The sequence below is a fragment of the Microbacterium sp. MMO-56 genome (genome assembly GCF_037146215.1).
GTDB lineage: Bacteria > Actinomycetota > Actinomycetes > Actinomycetales > Microbacteriaceae > Microbacterium.
The window spans coordinates 81,759-99,525 of record NZ_JBBCVW010000003.1; the positions used below are offsets into that span (position 1 = coordinate 81,759).

12 protein-coding genes are annotated in these 17,767 nt (G+C 70.9%); 7 read left to right on the top strand and 5 right to left on the bottom strand.

What is annotated here, in order from left to right:
- Positions 1-95 precede the first annotated feature (95 nt).
- The 4 genes from WFI00_RS03670 to WFI00_RS03685 all read left to right on the top strand — a co-directional run bounded on the left by WFI00_RS03670 (position 96) and on the right by WFI00_RS03685 (position 4,569).
- Positions 96-1,079: an ABC transporter permease gene (locus WFI00_RS03670; protein ID WP_336630631.1), complete on the top strand. Its 984-nt coding sequence runs from the start codon at positions 96-98 to the stop codon at positions 1,077-1,079.
- Complete coding sequence (locus tag WFI00_RS03675) at positions 1,073-2,080, top strand: carbohydrate ABC transporter permease (RefSeq protein ID WP_336630632.1); 1,008 nt, start codon at positions 1,073-1,075, stop codon at positions 2,078-2,080. The genes WFI00_RS03670 and WFI00_RS03675 overlap by 7 nt, the downstream gene beginning before the upstream one ends.
- A gap of 37 nt (positions 2,081-2,117) precedes the next feature.
- Positions 2,118-3,797 carry an ABC transporter substrate-binding protein gene (locus WFI00_RS03680; protein WP_336630633.1) on the top strand — a complete coding sequence of 560 codons (1,680 nt, stop codon included), beginning with the start codon at positions 2,118-2,120 and terminating at the stop codon, positions 3,795-3,797.
- A gap of 82 nt (positions 3,798-3,879) precedes the next feature.
- Positions 3,880-4,569 carry a glycosyltransferase gene (locus WFI00_RS03685; protein WP_336630634.1) on the top strand — a complete coding sequence of 230 codons (690 nt, stop codon included), beginning with the start codon at positions 3,880-3,882 and terminating at the stop codon, positions 4,567-4,569.
- Between the two features lie 24 nt (positions 4,570-4,593).
- Here the strand turns inward: WFI00_RS03685 and WFI00_RS03690 are convergent, their stop codons facing one another.
- Positions 4,594-6,537, bottom strand: coding sequence for an alpha-glucuronidase (locus WFI00_RS03690; protein ID WP_336630635.1), 1,944 nt, complete (start codon positions 6,535-6,537; stop codon positions 4,594-4,596).
- Between the two features lie 19 nt (positions 6,538-6,556).
- Positions 6,557-7,699, bottom strand: coding sequence for a glucuronate isomerase (gene uxaC, locus WFI00_RS03695; RefSeq protein WP_336630834.1), 1,143 nt, complete (start codon positions 7,697-7,699; stop codon positions 6,557-6,559).
- A gap of 445 nt (positions 7,700-8,144) precedes the next feature.
- Here uxaC and WFI00_RS03700 point away from each other — a divergent pair, with 445 nt between their 5' ends.
- Positions 8,145-9,131 carry a LacI family DNA-binding transcriptional regulator gene (locus WFI00_RS03700; protein WP_336630636.1) on the top strand — a complete coding sequence of 329 codons (987 nt, stop codon included), beginning with the start codon at positions 8,145-8,147 and terminating at the stop codon, positions 9,129-9,131.
- Here WFI00_RS03700 and WFI00_RS03705 read toward each other — a convergent pair.
- Together WFI00_RS03705 and WFI00_RS03710 are read right to left on the bottom strand one after the other, a co-directional pair.
- Positions 9,091-10,332, bottom strand: coding sequence for an ROK family transcriptional regulator (locus WFI00_RS03705; RefSeq protein ID WP_336630637.1), 1,242 nt, complete (start codon positions 10,330-10,332; stop codon positions 9,091-9,093). The two genes, WFI00_RS03700 and WFI00_RS03705, sit on opposite strands and share 41 nt — an antisense overlap.
- Positions 10,333-10,467: 135 nt before the next feature.
- Entirely contained in the window at positions 10,468-14,091 is a 3,624-nt protein-coding gene (locus tag WFI00_RS03710) for an endo-1,4-beta-xylanase (RefSeq protein WP_336630638.1), read from the bottom strand.
- Positions 14,092-14,273: 182 nt separating this feature from the next.
- Between WFI00_RS03710 and xylA the strand changes: the two genes are divergently transcribed.
- Together xylA and xylB are read left to right on the top strand one after the other, a co-directional pair.
- On the top strand, positions 14,274-15,467 hold the full coding sequence (xylA, locus tag WFI00_RS03715; protein WP_336630639.1) for a xylose isomerase: 1,194 nt from the start codon (positions 14,274-14,276) through the stop codon (positions 15,465-15,467).
- Positions 15,468-15,582: 115 nt separating this feature from the next.
- Positions 15,583-16,881 (top strand): xylulokinase, encoded by a 1,299-nt coding sequence (gene xylB, locus WFI00_RS03720; RefSeq protein ID WP_336630640.1) that lies wholly within the window; start codon positions 15,583-15,585, stop codon positions 16,879-16,881.
- A gap of 140 nt (positions 16,882-17,021) precedes the next feature.
- Here the strand turns inward: xylB and WFI00_RS03725 are convergent, their stop codons facing one another.
- Positions 17,022-17,765 carry a hypothetical protein gene (locus WFI00_RS03725; protein ID WP_336630641.1) on the bottom strand — a complete coding sequence of 248 codons (744 nt, stop codon included), beginning with the start codon at positions 17,763-17,765 and terminating at the stop codon, positions 17,022-17,024.
- Positions 17,766-17,767: the final 2 nt, after the last annotated feature.

Consider the following 17,767-nt stretch of genomic DNA (forward strand, 5'->3'; position numbering starts at 1 on the left):
ATGAGCGCGGTTAGCTTCAACGTGTAGCGACGGGGATGTCGAGGCTTTCGCACCCTCCGTCGGGCGTGAGGAACTGTCCATCGCAAAGGAGCGACGTGTCCGCGAACCCAGCTCTGGCCGCCGATCCGGCCACCCCCGCGGGGCGGCTCGGCCGCGCGCCGCGGGCGCGTCCGCACCGCGTGACCTGGCGCCAGGCACTGCGTCGCGACTGGCGTCTGTACACGCTGCTCGTCCTGCCGCTCGTCTTCCTCGCCGTCTTCCGATACGTGCCGATGGCCGGCAACATCATCGCCTTCCGTCGCTTCCGGCCCGGCGGCAGCATGTTCGGCGACGAGTGGGTGGGCCTGCGCTACATCGAGCTGTTCATCAACGATCCGATGTTCTGGCGGGCCTTCTGGAACACCCTGATCATCGGCGTGATCACGCTCCTGATCACCTTCCCCCTGCCGATCATCCTCGCGCTGATGTTCAACGAGCTGCGCTCTCGTCACATCAAGCGGCTCGCGCAGTCGATCTCCTACCTCCCGCACTTCATGTCGATCGTGATCGTCGCGGGCATGGTGCTGCAGCTGACGGCCGTGAGGGGGTCGATCAACCAGTTCATCGAGGCGCTCGGCGGCACCGCCATCCCGTTCATGCAGTTGCCGGAATGGTTCCGGACGATCTACGTGTCGTCGGAGGTCTGGCAGACGGTCGGCTGGGGCACGATCCTCTACCTCGCGGCCCTCACCACGATCGACCCGCAGCTGTACGAGGCCGCGCGCATCGACGGCGCCAACCGGTGGCGTCAGATCTGGCATGTCACCCTGCCGGGCATCCGGCCCACCATGATCGTGCTGCTGATCCTGAACATCGGCACGTTCATGGCCGTCGGGTTCGAGAAGATCCTGCTGCTGTACAACCCGCTGCTCTATCCGACCGCTGATGTGATCTCGACGTACCTGTACCGCGTCGGCATCATCTCGAGCAACTTCTCCTATGCCACGGCGATCGGGCTCTTCGAGGCGCTCATCGGCCTGACGCTGATCCTTTCCGCCAATGCGATCTCGCGCCGAACAGTGGGGACGAGCCTGTGGTGAACTCCATCCCGATGCCGGCTCCGACAGGGCAGTCCGACGCGGCCGGCGCGGCGGTCACGACGTCGGCGCGGACCGGGTCGCGCCGGCTGGCCGACCGCATCTTCCGTCCGGAGAAGGGCAGCGGCATCCGCGATTCGAACGGGTATCGCGTCTTCCGCGTCGTCAACGGCGTGCTGCTGATCGCGATCTGCTTCCTCACGCTCTATCCGTTTCTGAACGTCATCGCGCAGGCGTTCAGCTCCGAGGCCTACATCAACTCGGGTCAGGTGAACCTGATCCCCCAAGGCTTCAACGTCACGACCTTCGGGTACGTCCTGGGCGACCCGATGTTCTGGCGCAACTACGGGAACACCGTCGTGTACACCGTCGTCGCGACGGCGATCGCGATGGTGCTCACCACGACGTTCGCCTACGCCCTGTCGAAGAAGCACCTGAAGGGGCGCGTCTTCTTCATCGGTGTCGCCGTGTTCACCATGTTCTTCAACGGCGGACTCATCCCCAACTACATCCTCATCAACACCCTCGGGATGAAGAACACGCTGTGGGCCATCGTGCTCCCGAACGCGATCAGCGTCTTCAACCTGCTGGTGATGAAGGCGTTCTTCGAGAACTTCCCGGAGGACCTCGAGGAGGCGGCGGGCATCGACGGCCTCACGACCTACGGCATCCTGCTGCGGATCGTGCTCCCGTTGAGCAAGGCCGTGATCGCGACGATGGTTCTCTTCTACGCCGTGTCGTTCTGGAACTCGTGGTTCGCCGCCTTCCTCTACATGGACAAGGCGGAGCTGTATCCCGTCACGGTGTACCTCCGCAATCTCATCGCGGCGGCCACCGGTACCGAGTCGATCGGCGCGGGACAGTCCTCGGGGGACTCCGTCCAGGTCGCCGCGAACGTCAAGGCGGTCACGATGCTGCTGACCGTGCTGCCGATCATCGCCCTCTATCCGTTCATCCAGAAGTACTTCGTCTCGGGCGTCATGCTCGGCTCGGTGAAGCAATGACCGCGTTCGGCGACCCACCCCACGAAAGGAAGATCCCATGACACAGCATCGGATGGCACGCGCGGTGAGGCGACCGCGTCGCGCACTGCTCGTGGCGGCCTCGGTCGTCGCGGCGGGCTCGCTCACCCTCACCGCGTGCACGGGCGGCGGAACCCCTGCCGCGGAGGGGGCGGAGTTCGACTTCACCGGCAAAGAGGTCGGCGCCATGAGCGACTACGGCGTCGACACGACCTTCGTGGCGTCCGAGCCCGTCGAGTTCGGCCTGTTCTACCGCGACCACCCGAACTATCCGATCACGGACGACTGGCTGATCCTCGACGAGCTGAAGACGAACCAGAAGGTCTCCTTCGACGTCGTCAGCGCTCCGCTCAGCGAGTGGGACCAGCGCAAGTCGCTCGTGATCGGTGCGGGCGACGCGCCCGACATCGTCTCGGTGACCTACCCCGGTCAGGAGGTCGCCTTCGTCGCGGGCGGGGCGATCCTGCCGGCCAGCGACTTCGTCCAGTACATGCCGAACTACCTGGACAAGGTCGAGAAGTGGGGTCTGGAGCCCGACCTCGACCAACTGCGTCAGGAGGACGGCAAGTACTACCTCTTCCCCGGTTTCCGCGAGGAGCCGCGGCCCGAGTACTCCTTCGCGGTCCGCTCGGACATCTGGCAGCAGCTGGGCCTCAGCCTCGAACCGGCGACGTTCGATGAGCTGAGGGACCAGCTCGAGACGGTCAAGAAGGCCTACCCGGACCTCTATCCGATGACGGACCGCTGGTCGGCCAACGGGCCCATCGAAGGGACGCTGGGCTTCGTCGCCCCGAACTTCGGCACCGCCGCCGGGTGGGGGTTCGGTCAGGGACTGACGTGGGACGGCGACGCGTTCGTCTACACGGGCGCGACCGACGAGTACAAGGACCTCGTCGCGTTCTACGCGTCGCTGGTCGAGGACGGCCTGCTCGATCCCGAGGCGATCACGCAGGACGACGACCAGGCCAAGCAGAAGGTCGCGTCGGGCCGTGCGCTGTCGGTCGGCACCAACAACCAGGAGATCATCACGTACCGCCAGACCCTGAAGGACCTCGGGACGGCGGGGGACCTCGCCCTCATCCGGGTTCCGGCGGGCCCCGCGGGCGACTACGTCGCGGCAGGCCAGCGTCTGGTCAGCGGCTTCATGCTCTCCGCGAAGGCCAAGGACAAGCCGTACTTCAAGGCGCTGCTGCAGTTCGTCGACTGGCTGTACTACTCCGACGAGGGGCTCGAGTTCGCCAAGTGGGGAGTCGAGGGCCAGACGTTCACGACGGATGCGGACGGCACGCGGGTCCTCGACCCATCGATCACCGCCATGGGCATCAATCCGGGGGCGCCGAAGAATCTCCAGGCCGATTTCGGGTTCTCCAACGGCGTGTGGATGCTCGTGCACGGCTCCACCGTCGACCTGGACCGCTCGATGCTCCCCGAGGAGGCACTGACCTTCGTCGAGGCGATGTCGACGAAAGAGGTCATGGAACTGCCGCCGCCCGCACCTCTCAGCGAGATCGAGCGCGAACAGGTGACCCTGTACCAGTCCGCTCTGAAGGATCACGTGTCGCAGAACACGGCCGCCTTCATCCTGGGCCAGCGGCCGATGAGCGAGTGGGACGCCTACGTCCAGGAGCTCCAGGGTCTGAACGTCACCGAGTACCTCTCCGTGATGAACGAGGCGCAGAAGCGCTTCGCCGCCCGCTGATCGCGGGCCGGCGCGGTCCGGGTGCACGCCGTTCGTGCGTCGTGCACCCGGACCCCCGGCGTTCCACCCGGAAGGACTCCCCATGCCGCCCCCGCCCGACGAGCGCGCGCCGCGACTGCCCCGCGCGACCGCGGTCGTCTACTGGTACCTCGTGACGGAGGTGTGCTTCCTGCTGGCGGCCGTGCCGACGTTCGCCGGGTTCCTGCTGCTCGACCGTTCGGCGGGCAACATCCCGTTCTTCGCGCTCGCGCTCGTACCGCTCGCGCCGGCCGTCACCGCGGCCGTGTCGACCCTCCACGCCCGCACTCCCGCTCGGTCGACCGCGGGGGAGCTGTCGGTGTGGCCGCGCTTCTGGCGTTTCTGGGCGCGCGACGTCGTCGATGTGCTCCGGTGGTGGGTGCCGGTGCTCGCCGTCGGCGCGGTGCTCGCCTACAACGCGGTCTTCGCCACCCGGATCGGGATGGCGCCCGTGTTCTCGATCGTGGCGGTCGTTCTGCTGGTGTTCCTGGCGCTCTTCTCGATGAACGCGGTCGCCCTGACCGCGGTGTTCTCCTTCCGCACCCGCGACCTCGCACGACTCTCGCTGTACTACCTCGGAGCGAGGCCCGCGGCGACCGTCGGATCGGTCGCGCTGCTCATCGTCGCGGCGGGCGTCGTCTACGCCGCGAGCGACGCGGCGCTGGCCGCCCTGGCCGTGGTATTCGCCGCCTTCCTCCTCGTCACCCACCGCGCCGTCCTCGAGGACGCCCGCGCGCGCTTCGTCGCGGCCTGAGGGAAGAGCGCGCCGCCCGGAGCGTCAGTGGATCGTGCGGCCGTACGCGTCGGGGATGCCGGACTTGCGGAGGAGGTAGGTGTTGATCTGATCGCGCCATTCGACGGCGCTGCGCCGTTGCTCCGCGAACAGCTCCCGGCCGCGGGTGAAGACGTCGTCGGGCACGAGGCCCTCGAGCGACGACCAGTCCCGGGCCGACCGCTCGACCCGTTCGACCCCGGCGAAATGCGTGTCGTAGATGTGCTGGATCACCGTCGACCCGCTGTGGAGCACGTGGCCGTACGGAACGTGGTGGAAGAAGAGCAGGAGCTCGTCGGGGACGGTGTCGGTCGACTCGTAGATCGATGACCACGGCTCGGGATACTGCCCCGCGAACCCCGTGCCGGTGGCCACCGTGCGGTCCACGCCCAGGCCGTCGCGGTCGGCGAAATGATATGTACCCCACGCGGAATACTCGTAGCCGTCGACGTCGGGACCGTAGTGACCGTGGAGCGGGCTGACCATGAACCCCACGCCGAGGGGCGCCGTGTAGGACTCGTACGTCAGCCACGACTCGTCAAGGATCGCGTGGAGCGTGCGGCGCACGCGCGGATCGTCGCCGAAGGTGAGCTCGATCCACTCGTCGAGGACGGCGATGGGGTCCAGCGTCGGATCCCAGGCCAGCCGGCCGTACGCGTACAGGTTGGCCTGCGCGAGGGGGTGCCCGGTCCACAGCGGGTCGGCGCCGACGTTGGAGACGGCGGCGAACCCGCCCCGCACCGTGTCGGCGAGGATGGGACCGCCCTGACCGAACGGGCGGAAGCGGAGGATGTCGGCCCACAGCGGTCCGAGATAGACGGCGTGCTTCTGCTGCCCCGTGTACTCCTGGGTGATCTGCAGTTCGAGTGCGACGCGGGTGCGCGGCATCGAGAACAGCGTCGGCGACAGCGCCTCGCGGACCTGGAAGTCCAGCGGGCCGTACTTGACCTGCAGGACGACGTTGTCGTCGAAACGACCGTCCAGGGGGACGAAGGCGTCGAAGGCCGCCCGCGCGCGGTCGGTCGTGCGGTCGCGCCAGTCCTGCCGATGGTTGTAGACGAAGGCGCGCCAGTGCACGATCCCGCCGTGCGGGGCGAGCGCCCGAGCGAGAACGTTGGCGCCGTCGGCGTGGTCGCGACCGTAGGCGTACGGACCCGGCTGCCCCTCCGAGTCGGCCTTGACCAGGAACCCGCCGAAATCGGGGATGCGCGCGTACACGCGTGCGGCCGCGGCATCCCACCACTCCTGCACCCCCGCGTCCAGGGGATCGGTCGTCGTGAGATCCCCGAGGAGGACCGGCGATGCCCAGCTCACCGACAGATGCGTACGGATGCCCCACGCGCGCAGCACGTCCGCGATGCGCGCCACGTCGGGCAGGTCGTCGGTCAGCAGCAGCGCTTCGCGGGCGTGGACGTTGACGTTGTTGATCGTGACGCGGTTGATGCCGATCGAGGCGAGGGCGCGCGCGTAGTCGGCGACGCGCGCCAGGTCCGCGCGGACGACGCCGTCGTCGAAGAGGATCGATCCGCCCGCGTAGCCGCGCTCCACCTGGCCCATCACGGGGTGGATCGCCACGTTGTCCCAGTGGTCGAGCATCCGCAGGTCGTGCGCGGGCCCCTCGACCCGGTCCTCGGCGTCGGCGAACGCCGCCGACCCCAGGCGTACGAGCGCGAACCACCCGTAGAGCGCTCCGGCGGCATCCGCGGCGCGCACCCGCGCGCGTCCGCCTGTGCGGCGCAGGACGAACCCCTCGCGGGGCGTGTCGGCGGCCTCGTCGATCACGATCGACACGTCGGGCCGGTCGTCGCCCTGCGCGGCGGTCATGCCTGCGCGCACCGCCTCGGCGCGGATCGTCTCGGCGAGCAGCTCGTCCCCCTCGACGCGCACGGTCCGCCCGCGCAGCGCTCCGGTCGCCCTCTCGGGCAGCCAGAGCGGATGGATGCCGGTCATCGGAGCACTCCTCATCTCCTCATCGGGATCGGTCCGAGAGCGCCGGATAGGCGCTCTCGGCGAGGCGGTAGGCCAGGTCGGCGGCTGCGTCGTGCGCCTCGTCCAGGTCGAGGCGGTGCTCCGCGACGAGGCGGGCGAGGAAGGCGGCATCGACGCGTCGAGACACGTCGTGCCGGGCGGGGATGGAGCAGAAGGCGCGGGTGTCGTCGACGAAGCCGCTCGTGTTCCGCAGGCCCGCCGTCTCGATGGTCGCCTCGCGGGCGCGGTGCATCGCGGCGGGGGCGTCGAGGAACCACCACGGCGCGCCGAGCCGCAGTGCCGGGTAGACCCCCGCGAGAGGAGCCAGCTCCCGGGAGTACGTCGACTCGTCGACGGTGAACACGACGAGACGGAAGCCCGGCTCGTGCCCGAACGCCTCGAGCACGGGACGCAGGGAACGGGTGAACTCCGCGCGGACGGGGATGTCGTAGCCGATGTCGTGACCGAGGCGGGCGGCGGCGCCCCGGTCGTGGTCGCGCATCACCCCCGGGTGCAGCTGCATGACCAGGCCGTCCTCGGCCGACATCTCGGCCATCTGGAACAGCATGTGGGCGGTGAAGGCGGCCTCGTCGGCCTCGTCGAGCCGCCCGCGCAGGGCGCGATCGAAGAGCTCCCGCGCCGCCCGGTCGGACAGACGTCGCATCAGCGCGCGACAGTGCCCGTGGTCCGTGGCGCGGGCGCCCGCCGCGATGAAGGCGCGCCGTCGCTCGCGCAGCGCGTCGAGGAAGCGCGGATAGCTGTCCGCGGCGACGCCGGCGACCGCGCTCAGACGGTCGAGGTGGTCGCGCCAGTGCGCGCTCCCCGCTTCCAGCAGTGCATCGGGGCGGAAGGTCGGGATGACGCGCGCGCCCCAGCCGTCCGCGGCGAGGCGGGCATGTCCGTGCAGGGGCGACGTGGCGGCATCCGTGGTCGCCAGCAGCCGGATGTCGAAGCGCTCCAGAAGGGCCCGGGGGCGATACTCCGGGCGCGACAGACGGTCGGCGATGTGGTCGTAGAGGACGTCGGCGGTCGCGGGCGAGGGCGGTGCGGGAACGTCGAAGACCTCCGCCAGAACGTGTTCGAGCCAGAGACGCGAGGGGGTTCCGCGCAGCGCGGACCACCCCGCGCAGAAGCGGCGCCAGATCGTCCTCGGGTCGCACCCCCGCGTCGCGCACCGGGCCGGGTGCGGTGGCCTGGGAGACCAGCATGCGTACGACGTAGTGGTCGGGGGTCACGAGCAACGCGGCCGGGTCGGGGAAGGGGAGGTCGTCGGCGAGCATCGCCGCATCGACGTGACCGTGCATCGAGACGATCGGCAGCCCTTCGGTCCTGTCGAGGATCTCCCGGGCGATCGCGCGCACGCCGGGGTCGGCGGGCAGCAGTCGATCGCGGTGCAGTCGCCAGCCGGTGCCCGGGGGGACGGTCATCGTCTCTCCTCTCGTCGTCGAGATGGGGGGGTCGCGCCGAGGACTTCAGCGGGGAGCCGTGGTTGTAAACGTTATCAGTCTGTCATCCTCTACGATACGTGTAAACGTCCATCGGTACCCCACGACGTGGAGGGTGGCCGCGCGCAGACAGGGGGAGTCGACGTGGTCACGGTGCACGATGTGGCGGCGCGCGCCGGGGTGTCCATCGCGACCGTCTCGCGTTCTCTGCGCGAACCCGACCGGGTCATCGACGAGACGCGCGACCGCGTGCTGGCCGCCGTCGCCGAGCTCGGCTATCGCCCGAACCGCGCCGCGCGCAGTCTGCGTCACGGGCGCACGGGTGCCATCGCACTCGTCGTCCCCGACATCGAGAACCCCTACTTCGCGTCTCTGACGAAGGGCGCGCAGGCCACGTCGCGCGCTCACGGCTACAGCCTGGTCGTGGTCGACACGACCGAGTCCGCCGAGGTCGAGGACGAGGAGATCGGTGCGCTGCGTTCCCAGGTCGACGGTCTCATCCTCGCGTCCTCGCGACTGACGGAGCACGAGCTCGCCCGAGTCGCGGCGGAGACGACGAGCGTGCTCATCAACCGGCGTCTGCCCGGGGCGCAGGCCCCGACCGTGACCCTGGACGAGGCGCCGGGCGTCCGCGCCGCGCTCGAGCACCTGCGCGCCCTCGGGCACCGTCGGGTGCTCTACGTCGGCGGCCCGGACGCGTCGTGGACCGAAGAGCGTCGGTGGACGGCACTGCGTGACGCGGCCGCGGCGGACGGCGGCATGACCGCACTGCGGGTGGGGCCCGTGTCGCCGGACGCGGCCGGCGGTCGGGCGGTGGCGGAGGAGGCTCTGGCGCTGGATGCCACGGCGGTCATCGCCTACAACGACCTCGTCGCCCTGGGTCTGCTCGCGCGCTGGTCCGAGCTCGGCGTCCGGGTTCCCGAGGACGTCAGTCTCATCGGATTCGACAACACCTTCGTCGCCCAGCTGGCGTCGCCCCCGTTGACGAGCGTCGGCGCGGATCTCCGCGGCTTCGGCGAGGCCGCGGTGCTCTCGCTCCTCGCGCGCATCGATCGGCGGGACATCCCCGCGGTGTCGACCGCGACAGCTCTCACGGTGCGCGGTTCGACGGCACCGCCTCGGCCGCGCTGAGCGGATCGGCCCGGCCGCTCGCGTCCGGCTGGTCGACGCCGAGAGGATCGGTCAGGAGGGTCTCGAACGCGATCTCGGCCGCCCCGACGAGCAGACGGTCGGGTCCGAGAGCCGCCGGTCGCAGCTGCAGCTGTTCGGCGTTCGTGCGCATCGCCTGCTCGCCGACCGCGGCGAGCAGGCCCTCCGGGTCCTGCTCCAGCAGCGTGGCGAGGAAGCCGCCGAGCACGACGACCGAGGGGTTGAGCACGTTGACCGCGTTGGCGAGTGCCGTCGCGAGGATGCGGCGCTGACGATCGACCTCGGCGACCGCCTCCACCGAGCTCGACGCGCGGATGGCCGCCTCGAGCGTCGGTTCGTCCGCGCTCATGAGTCCCAGCACGGCGAGCAGGCGGGCGCGGCTGACCTCGTCCTCCACCGTCCCCCGCTCGGGCGAGCGCCGATCGGCGGGATTCGCGATGCCGGGGCGGTTCTGGCCGAGCTCGCCCGCGTAGCCGCCCGCCCCGCGCACGAGGTGCCCGTCGATGACGAGGCCGCCGCCGATGCCGCTCGCCCCGCCGTTGACGTAGACGAGGTCGCGGACCCCGCGGCCCGCTCCGTACAGGCTCTCGGCCAGCGCTCCCAGCGTCGCGTCGTTGTCGATCGCGGTGGGCAGCCCGGTCGCCTCGGCGACCTGGTCGCGCAGCGGAGCGTCGGTCCAGTCCAGGTGGGGGGCACGTCGGACGAGACCGTCCTCCGCGCGGACGAGCCCCGGGACGGCGATGCCCGCCGCCACAATCCGGCACCCGGCCAGCACGTCGCGCCGCCACCGCTCGATGCACTCCGCCGCCATCGACGCGACCCGGTGGGTCGTGGTGAGCTCCGGGACCTCGATGCGTTCGCGCACGAGGACCGTGCGGTCCAGGGCGACGGCCGCGACGGTGACGGCGTCCACCTCCGGGTTGATCGCGACGGCCACGATGCCCGCCGCTGCGCTCACGTTCGGCGAGGGCCGGCCCACGCGTCGCTGCAGGTCGGGCGCGCCCTCCTGGACGAGCCCGGCCGCGGACAGATCGCCCACGAGCGCGCCGATCGTCGAGCGGTTGAGGCCGGTCGCATCGGTGAGCGCGGCGCGGGAGAGCGGGCCGTCCTCGTGGACGAGGCGGAGAACGCGCGAGAGGTTGGCGCGTCGCACGCCCTCGACCGTGCCTTCGACCCGCTTCACGCGTCCACTCTTCTCACGCCTCTTCCCACGCGTCCCACACTAGGAGATCGGGTGCCCGCGGGGCCGCATCCCGGCATCGCCGACCGGCCGAGGCCGGCCCGGACCGCTGCGGCGAACGGCGGTCCGGGCCCGACCTCATCGCAGCCGCACGGCGCGGCGCGGCCGGCGCAGGGCGAGGAGCAGCCCGCCGACGGCGACGAGCGCGACCGCCGCCAGGGCGAGCCCCCACGGCGCCTGGGCGCCCGTCACGGCCAGCTGACCCTTCGGCACGACCGTCACGCCGACGCGGATGTCGTCGAAGCCCTCGGATCGCACGACGAGGGTGTGCCCGCCCACGGCCAGGTCGGCCGGGATCGACACCGAGAACGCCGTGCGGCCCGCGGCGTCCGCGGCGCGGATCCCCCGCACCTCGATCGGATCGCTGTACAGCGTCGCGGCGATCGACTGACCCGCGCGCAGGCCGGTCACCGTCACCGGCAGCGAGCCCCCCTGCTCGACCACTCCGGCGCCGACGTCGACCGTCGCCCACGCGTCCGGGGCGGGGGCCGTCGGCGTCGGAGTCGGGACAGTGGTCGGGCTGGGGCCCGGCGTCGGGGTCGACGAGGCGGGCACGAGCTGCGCGACGCCCCATCGGGCGGTGGTCTGGTACCCCGTTCCCGTCGGGTCGGCCCACGTGTGGACGGCGTGCCGACTGCCGGCGCGTCCGTCGTTGACCTGGACGTCGAGCCCGTGGAACGTGCCGGTTCCGCCGAGGGGGACATCCGACTGGCCGCCGGACTGTCCGATCAGGGAGATCTCGAGCTCCACGGTGTATCCCGTCGCCGTGCGCGCGGTGGCGCTGCCGGCCACGCGGGCGCGCTGCGCCGCGTCGCTGCCGCTGCCGAAGGAGAGGTCGCCGTCCGCCGTGACGCGGATCTGCGTCGCGTTCGGACCGTACGCGCCCGCCTTCTCGTTGCCGAGATCGAGGAACAGCTCCACCGAGTCCCGGTTCCACGGGTCGCTGTTGCTGAGGTCGACCTCGGGGTCGGCGACCTCGAACAGCACGAACAGGCTGTTTCCCCGCCAGAGCGTCCGGACGTCCGCGGTGGCGCCGTCCGCGGCGCCCTCCACCGTGCGCTCGGTGCGGATGAGCGGGGCGCCCGCCCATGCCTCGTCGACGGTGCCGTCGATCACGGGGGCGGCGGACGCCTCGGGGACGTCGACCGACGAGAGCGGCTCCAGCAGGGTCAGCCGACCCGTGGCGCCGGGCGAGTTCCACGCCCCGGCGGCCTCGCCGTCCACGAGAGCGCGCACGTCGAACGCCGTCGTCGTCCCCGCCTCCGCGCCGCCGGCGACGCCCGAGTGCGGAAGGTGCACGACGAACAGATGCGCCCCGTCCCGAACGGTGTCGACACCGGGGGCCGACGCCGTGTCTCCGGCCCGATAGGTGAACTCCGCGTCGCCGTAGGTGAAGGAGAGCGCGTCCGCATCGGCGCGGGTGCGCACGAGCGCCGTGAGATGGTCCTCATCCCACCGCAGGACGAACGACCCCGCATCGTTCGTCAGCGGAAGCGCCGGCAGGTTCCGCCACGCCACGTCGTCGAAGGCGTCCTCGTCGAGCGGGACCCCTCCGCCGAAGACGTTCGCCGTCGTCACCAGCGGCGGCAGGCCGCTGTCGTCGTCGACGATGCCCCAGTAGGCGGGCTTGGCCTGGAACGCGGCGTCGAAGGCGAGCGGCTCCTGCTCCGCGCGCCACGAGCGGTTGTCGGTGAGACCCCAGATCGTCGCGGCGAACAGCTTCTCGGCCGACGGGGCATCCGCCTGGTACTCCCGCAGCAGCGCGAACACGTCGCGGTAGTAGTAGCCCTGGCGGACGCGGTTCGCCTCGCTGGCGGGAGTCATCGTCACGTCGAGCTCCGTGACCTCCTGCAGCAGCCCCATCCCCGCGAAGCGCGCCAACGCGCCCTGCAGCGCCGCGATCGGCGTCGTGAGGGAGACGTGGAACTGGTGGCCGACGCCGTCGATGGGCACGTCGGCGTCCACCAGGCGCTGCACGAGCGCGTGGTACTGCGCGCCCTTGACGTCCTGCTCCGTGTTGTAGTCGTTGATGAACAGCTTCACCGGGCGGTCCGTGCCCTCCGCCGCGTACGTCTCGTTGAACGCCGTGTCGGCGAGGCGGAAGGCGAGCGGGATGTACTCTTCGCCGAGGACGTCGTGCCACCGGCTGGTGCGCAGGCCGTCGCTCGTCTGCTGGTCGGCGATGACCTCGTTGACGACGTCCCATGCCACGACGGGATTCGTCGCGGATCCGTATCGGCCGTAGTCGTCCGCGATCGAGCGGGCGACGTCGTCGATGTGACGGGCGAGGCGATCGCGCAACAGCTGCTTGTCGGCGTCCGACGAGGTCAGCTCGCGACCGGACTCGTCCTGGAAGAACCAGTCCGGCGTCTGCGAGTGCCACAGCAGCACGTGACCGTAGACGCGCAGTCCGTTCGCCTGCGCGAAGTCGAGGAGAGCCGTCGCCTCCGCGTGGCGCGCGAAGCGATGGTCCGCGTCGTACCAGGCCTCCACCTTCATGTGGTTCTCGGGGGTGATCTGCGAGAAGTGGTGCAGCAGCAGGTCGGCCGCACTGCCGGTCGTCTCGCGAGAGTCGATCGCGACTCCGGCCGGGAAGGGCACGGCGTCCTTGACCGGTCGCAGCGACGTGTCGACCGACGAGGGCTCGGGCACGCTGACGCGCACCTCGTCGAGGAGGAACGTGGACGTGTTGCCGCTGTTGTAGCGGGCCTCGACGTAGAGCTCTGCCGCGGTCTCGTAGGCGGGGACGGTGAACTCGCCCGACACGGCGCTCCAGGCATCCGTGCCGACCGACTCGAACTGGATGAGGTTGGTGTAGCTCGTCTGCGCGCCGTCGACGGTGCGCATCGACAGCGTCAGACCCTGGCCGGGCGTGCCGCCGGGCGCGAAGCGCACGGCGCCGTCGAACCGGTAGGTCGCCCCCGGCGTCAGCACGCCCGTGACGTCGTGCTGGATGCCGTCCCCTTCGTGGGTGCGGCCGGAGACCTCCGCCGCGCGGGCGGTGCCGTTCGCGCCGCCGTCCACGACGGCGATCACGGGGGAGGGCTCCGCTCCGCCCGGGCGGGGAGCCCAGCCGTCGAGCCCGCCGTCCTCGAAGTCGGTCTGGATCAGGACGGATCCGGGCTCCTGACCCGGGTCGGTGCCCGGATCCGTGCCGGGATCGGAGCCGCCGGACGTCGTGACGAGGATGTCGTCGATCAGGTAGTCGTACGGCGCGTCGCGGTCGCTCGTGCCGAGGTAGACCTGCAGTTGGTCGGGGTCGGCGTCGGCGGGCACGGTGTACTCGCCGGCCACCGTGGTCCACTCCTCGGCGGTGATCGCGGTGTTCCCGATCCAGGCGTAGTCGGGCTTCATCACGAACCGGATGTCGGCGCTCCCGGTGGTGTCGGGGGCGAGCCGCGCGCGCAGCGAGAAGGCGTACGTTTCGCCGGGCTGGAACAGACCGGTCGGGCTCTGCACCCCGACGTAGTCCGCGTCCCGGCCGGAGACGCGCAGCGCCTGCCCGCCGTCGACGTCGATGAACGAGAGGGTCTGGTCCGTGCCGCCGGAGCGTGTCCACGAGCCGGTCGTCCCGTCGTCGAAGTCGACGGAGGTGACGACGGTGGGCTCGGCGGCAGCCGCCGGGGCCGCGGTCAGCCCGGGGGCGAGGAGACCTGCGGCCAGGAGGAGGGCCATCAGGCCGAAGGGGGCGCGCCTGCGCATATCCGCTCCTTTGCGAGATGTTTTGGGGTGAGCCACAACTTATGGAAGAGCAATGTGGAAAACGGTGTCGTTACCGGAACGTTACGAAAAGTCCACACCGTTTTCCATGCGATCCGGGCTGGACGGCGGGGCCGTCGTCCTATAGGTTGTTGACAACAACAAAGTCTTCGCGAAGGAGCACCATGACTACCCCGACCCCCACGCCCGCCGACAAGTTCACCTTCGGTCTGTGGACCATCGGCTACAACGGCACCGACCCGTTCGGCGGCCCCACCCGCCCGCCGCTGGACGTCGTCCACGCCGTCGAGAAGCTCGCTGAGCTCGGCGCCTCCGGCCTGACGTTCCACGACGACGACCTCTTCCCGTTCGGCTCGTCGGACGCGGAGCGCCAGAACCAGATCGACCGCCTCAAGGGCGCGCTGGAGGCCACCGGCCTCACCGTGCCGATGGTGACGACGAACCTGTTCAGCGCTCCGGTGTTCAAGGACGGCGGGTTCACCTCCAACGACCGCGACGTGCGCCGCTTCGCGATCCGCAAGGTCCTGCGCCAGCTCGACCTCGGCGCCGAGCTCGGCGCGAAGACCTTCGTCATGTGGGGCGGCCGCGAGGGCGCCGAGTACGACTCGGCGAAGGACATCCGTCAGGCCCTCGAGCGCTACCGCGAGGCCGTCAACTTCCTCGGCGACTACGTGGTCAGCAAGGGCTACGACATCCGCTTCGCGATCGAGCCGAAGCCCAACGAGCCCCGTGGCGACATCCTGCTGCCGACGCTCGGTCACGCCCTCGCCTTCATCGACTCGCTCGAGCGCCCGGAGCTCGTGGGACTCAACCCCGAGGTCGGCCACGAGCAGATGGCGGGCCTGAACTTCGCCGCCGGCATCGCCCAGGCGCTGTACCACGGCAAGCTCTTCCACATCGACCTGAACGGCCAGCGCGGCATCAAGTACGACCAGGACCTCGTCTTCGGTCACGGCGACCTGCATAACGCGTTCGCGCTCGTCGACCTCCTCGAGAACGGCGGCCCCAACGGGGTTCCCGCGTACGACGGCCCCCGTCACTTCGACTACAAGCCGAGCCGCACCGAGGACGAGACCGGGGTCTGGGACTCCGCCGCCGCGAACATGCGCACGTACCTGCTCCTCAAGGAGCGGGCCGCGGCGTTCCGCGCCGACCCGGAGGTCCAGGAGGCGCTCGCCGCCGCCCGCGTGCCCGAGCTCGCGCAGCCGACGTTCGCCGAGGGCGAGAGCTACGACGACTTCGTCGCCGACCGCTCGGCCTACGAGGACTTCGACACCGACGCGTACCTCGGCGGCAAGGGCTTCGGCTTCGTCCGCCTCCAGCAGCTGGCGACCGAGCACCTGCTCGGCGCGCGCTGATCCACACCGCTCGAAACGTGTCGCTTTCGGTCGCTTTCTGCTCGTCAGAACGACCGAAAGCGACACGGGTGCGTGGGGGTGGCCCCGCGCGAAGGCAATCAGAGAGGATGCCGCCGTGGCACTCGTGATGGGAGTCGACTCGTCGACCCAGTCCTGCAAGGTCGTGATCGTCGACACCGAGACCGGCGCCGTCGTGCGCACGGGGCGTGCGTCGCACCCGGACGGCACCAGCGTCGACCCGCGGGCGTGGTGGGATGCGCTGCAGGCGGCGATCACGGACGCCGGCGGCATGGGCGACGTCGCGGCCTGGGCGATCGGCGGTCAGCAGCACGGCATGGTCGCCCTGGACGCGCGGGGCGAGGTCGTCCGGGACGCGCTGCTGTGGAACGACACCCGCTCCGCCGGGGCCGCCGCGGACCTGATCGCCGAGTTCGGCGCCGAGGCGCTCGCCGAGCGCACGGGCCTCGTGCCCGTGGCATCCTTCACGATCACCAAGCTCCGCTGGCTGCGCGACGCCGAGCCCGACAACGCGGCGATCGTCGCGGCCGTCGCCCTGCCGCACGACTGGCTGACCTGGCGACTGCGCGGGTTCGGTCCCGTTGCGGACGGCGCGCCGGCCTTCGACGAGCTGATCACGGACCGGTCGGATGCCTCGGGCACCGGCTACTGGGACCCGACCACGGGCGGGTACGACCGCGAGCTGCTCGTCGCGGCCCTCGGCCACGACGCCGCGCTGCCGCGCGTCCTCGGCGCGACCGAGTCGGTCGAGGACGCGGACGGACGCCTCGTCGGCGCGGGCGCCGGCGACAACGCCGCCGCCGCGCTCGGCGTCGGCGCCGAGGTCGGCGACGTCGTCGTCTCGATCGGCACGAGCGGCACGGTCTTCGCCGTCAGTGCGGAGCGCACGGTGGATCCGACCGGGACGGTCGCCGGGTTCGCCGACGCGGGCGGGCACTTCCTCCCCCTCGTCGCGACCCTGAACGCGGCGCGGGTGCTCGATGCGATCGCGCGACTGCTCGCGGTCGGCCACGACGAGCTGAGCGCGCTCGCGCTCGCCGCCGAGCCCGGCGCGGGCGGCCTGCGCCTCCTGCCCTACTTCGAGGGCGAGCGCACCCCCAACCTCCCCGATGCCACCGCCGAGCTGACGGGCATGACCCTCGCCTCCACCACGCGGGAGAACCTCGCGCGCGCCAGCGTCGAGGGGATGCTGCGCGGTCTCGCCGCGGGACTCGACGCCATCCGCGGCCTGGGCGTCCCGATCGAGCGCGCTCTGCTCGTGGGCGGCGGGGCGCAGTCCGAGGCCGTCCGCCGGATCGCCCCGGAGGTCCTCGGTATCCCCGTCGAGGTGCCCGCCCCCGGCGAGTACGTGGCCCTCGGCGCCGCGCGCCAGGCGGCCTCCCTGCTCGCCCGCTGATCCGCATCGGGCCCCACCCCCGTCCAGTGAGAAACCACTTCCGCCGCGAGAAACCACGGCAGGGGTGGTTTCTCGGCCTGGGGATGGTTTCTCGCCCGCGCGTCGACGGGCGAGAAGGGCGAGGCGGAGGAGCGTGAGGGTCAGCGGGGGTGCGATCCGCTCAGCTGGAAGACGAGCACCGTGTTGTCGACGGGTTCGCCGGCGGTGTCCCGCTCGCCCGCGCTGTTGCAGGTGATGATGAGGAGCCGCCCCGGCCGCGCGGCGGTCACCCGGCTGTCGACGGCGACCGATCCCTTCCGCTCGTCGAACGTCTCGACAGCGGTATAGGTCAGCACTTCCCGGGCCGTCTCGATCGTGATCTGGTCGCCCGGCCGCGTGACATCCGCGATCGTCGAGCACAGCGCGGTGCCGTCGCGGTAGTCGTGGCAGTAGAGATAGACCGTGTTGACGGCGGATGCCGACAACACGCCGCCGATGGGCCTGCGGATGCCGTCGATCACCTGGCTGTCCCACGCGATGGCGCTCTTGTCCTCGGGCTCGATCGCGTCGTACGTGGTGGTCGCGCCGGAGGCATCCGTCGACGACTTCGTCACGACCTCGTTCGGACGTACCTCGTGGGTGTCGGCGTGCTCGATGCCCGCCTTCGCCGCCGTCAGGGTCGCCCCCGTGAACTGCCACGTCGCCCAGGCAGGCGGGGGCGACTCCGGTGTGGCTCGCGGCGCATCCGTCGGATCGGCAGGCATCGTGGGGGCGGAGGTCGCCGTGGCCGGAACGGGATTGTTCGGCGGGAGCCACACGCCGACCGCGAGGACGATCGCCAGCAGCACGGCGGCGACGACGAGGATGCAGAACGCGACGTGGGCGCGCCGCTCCGTGCGGTTCATCC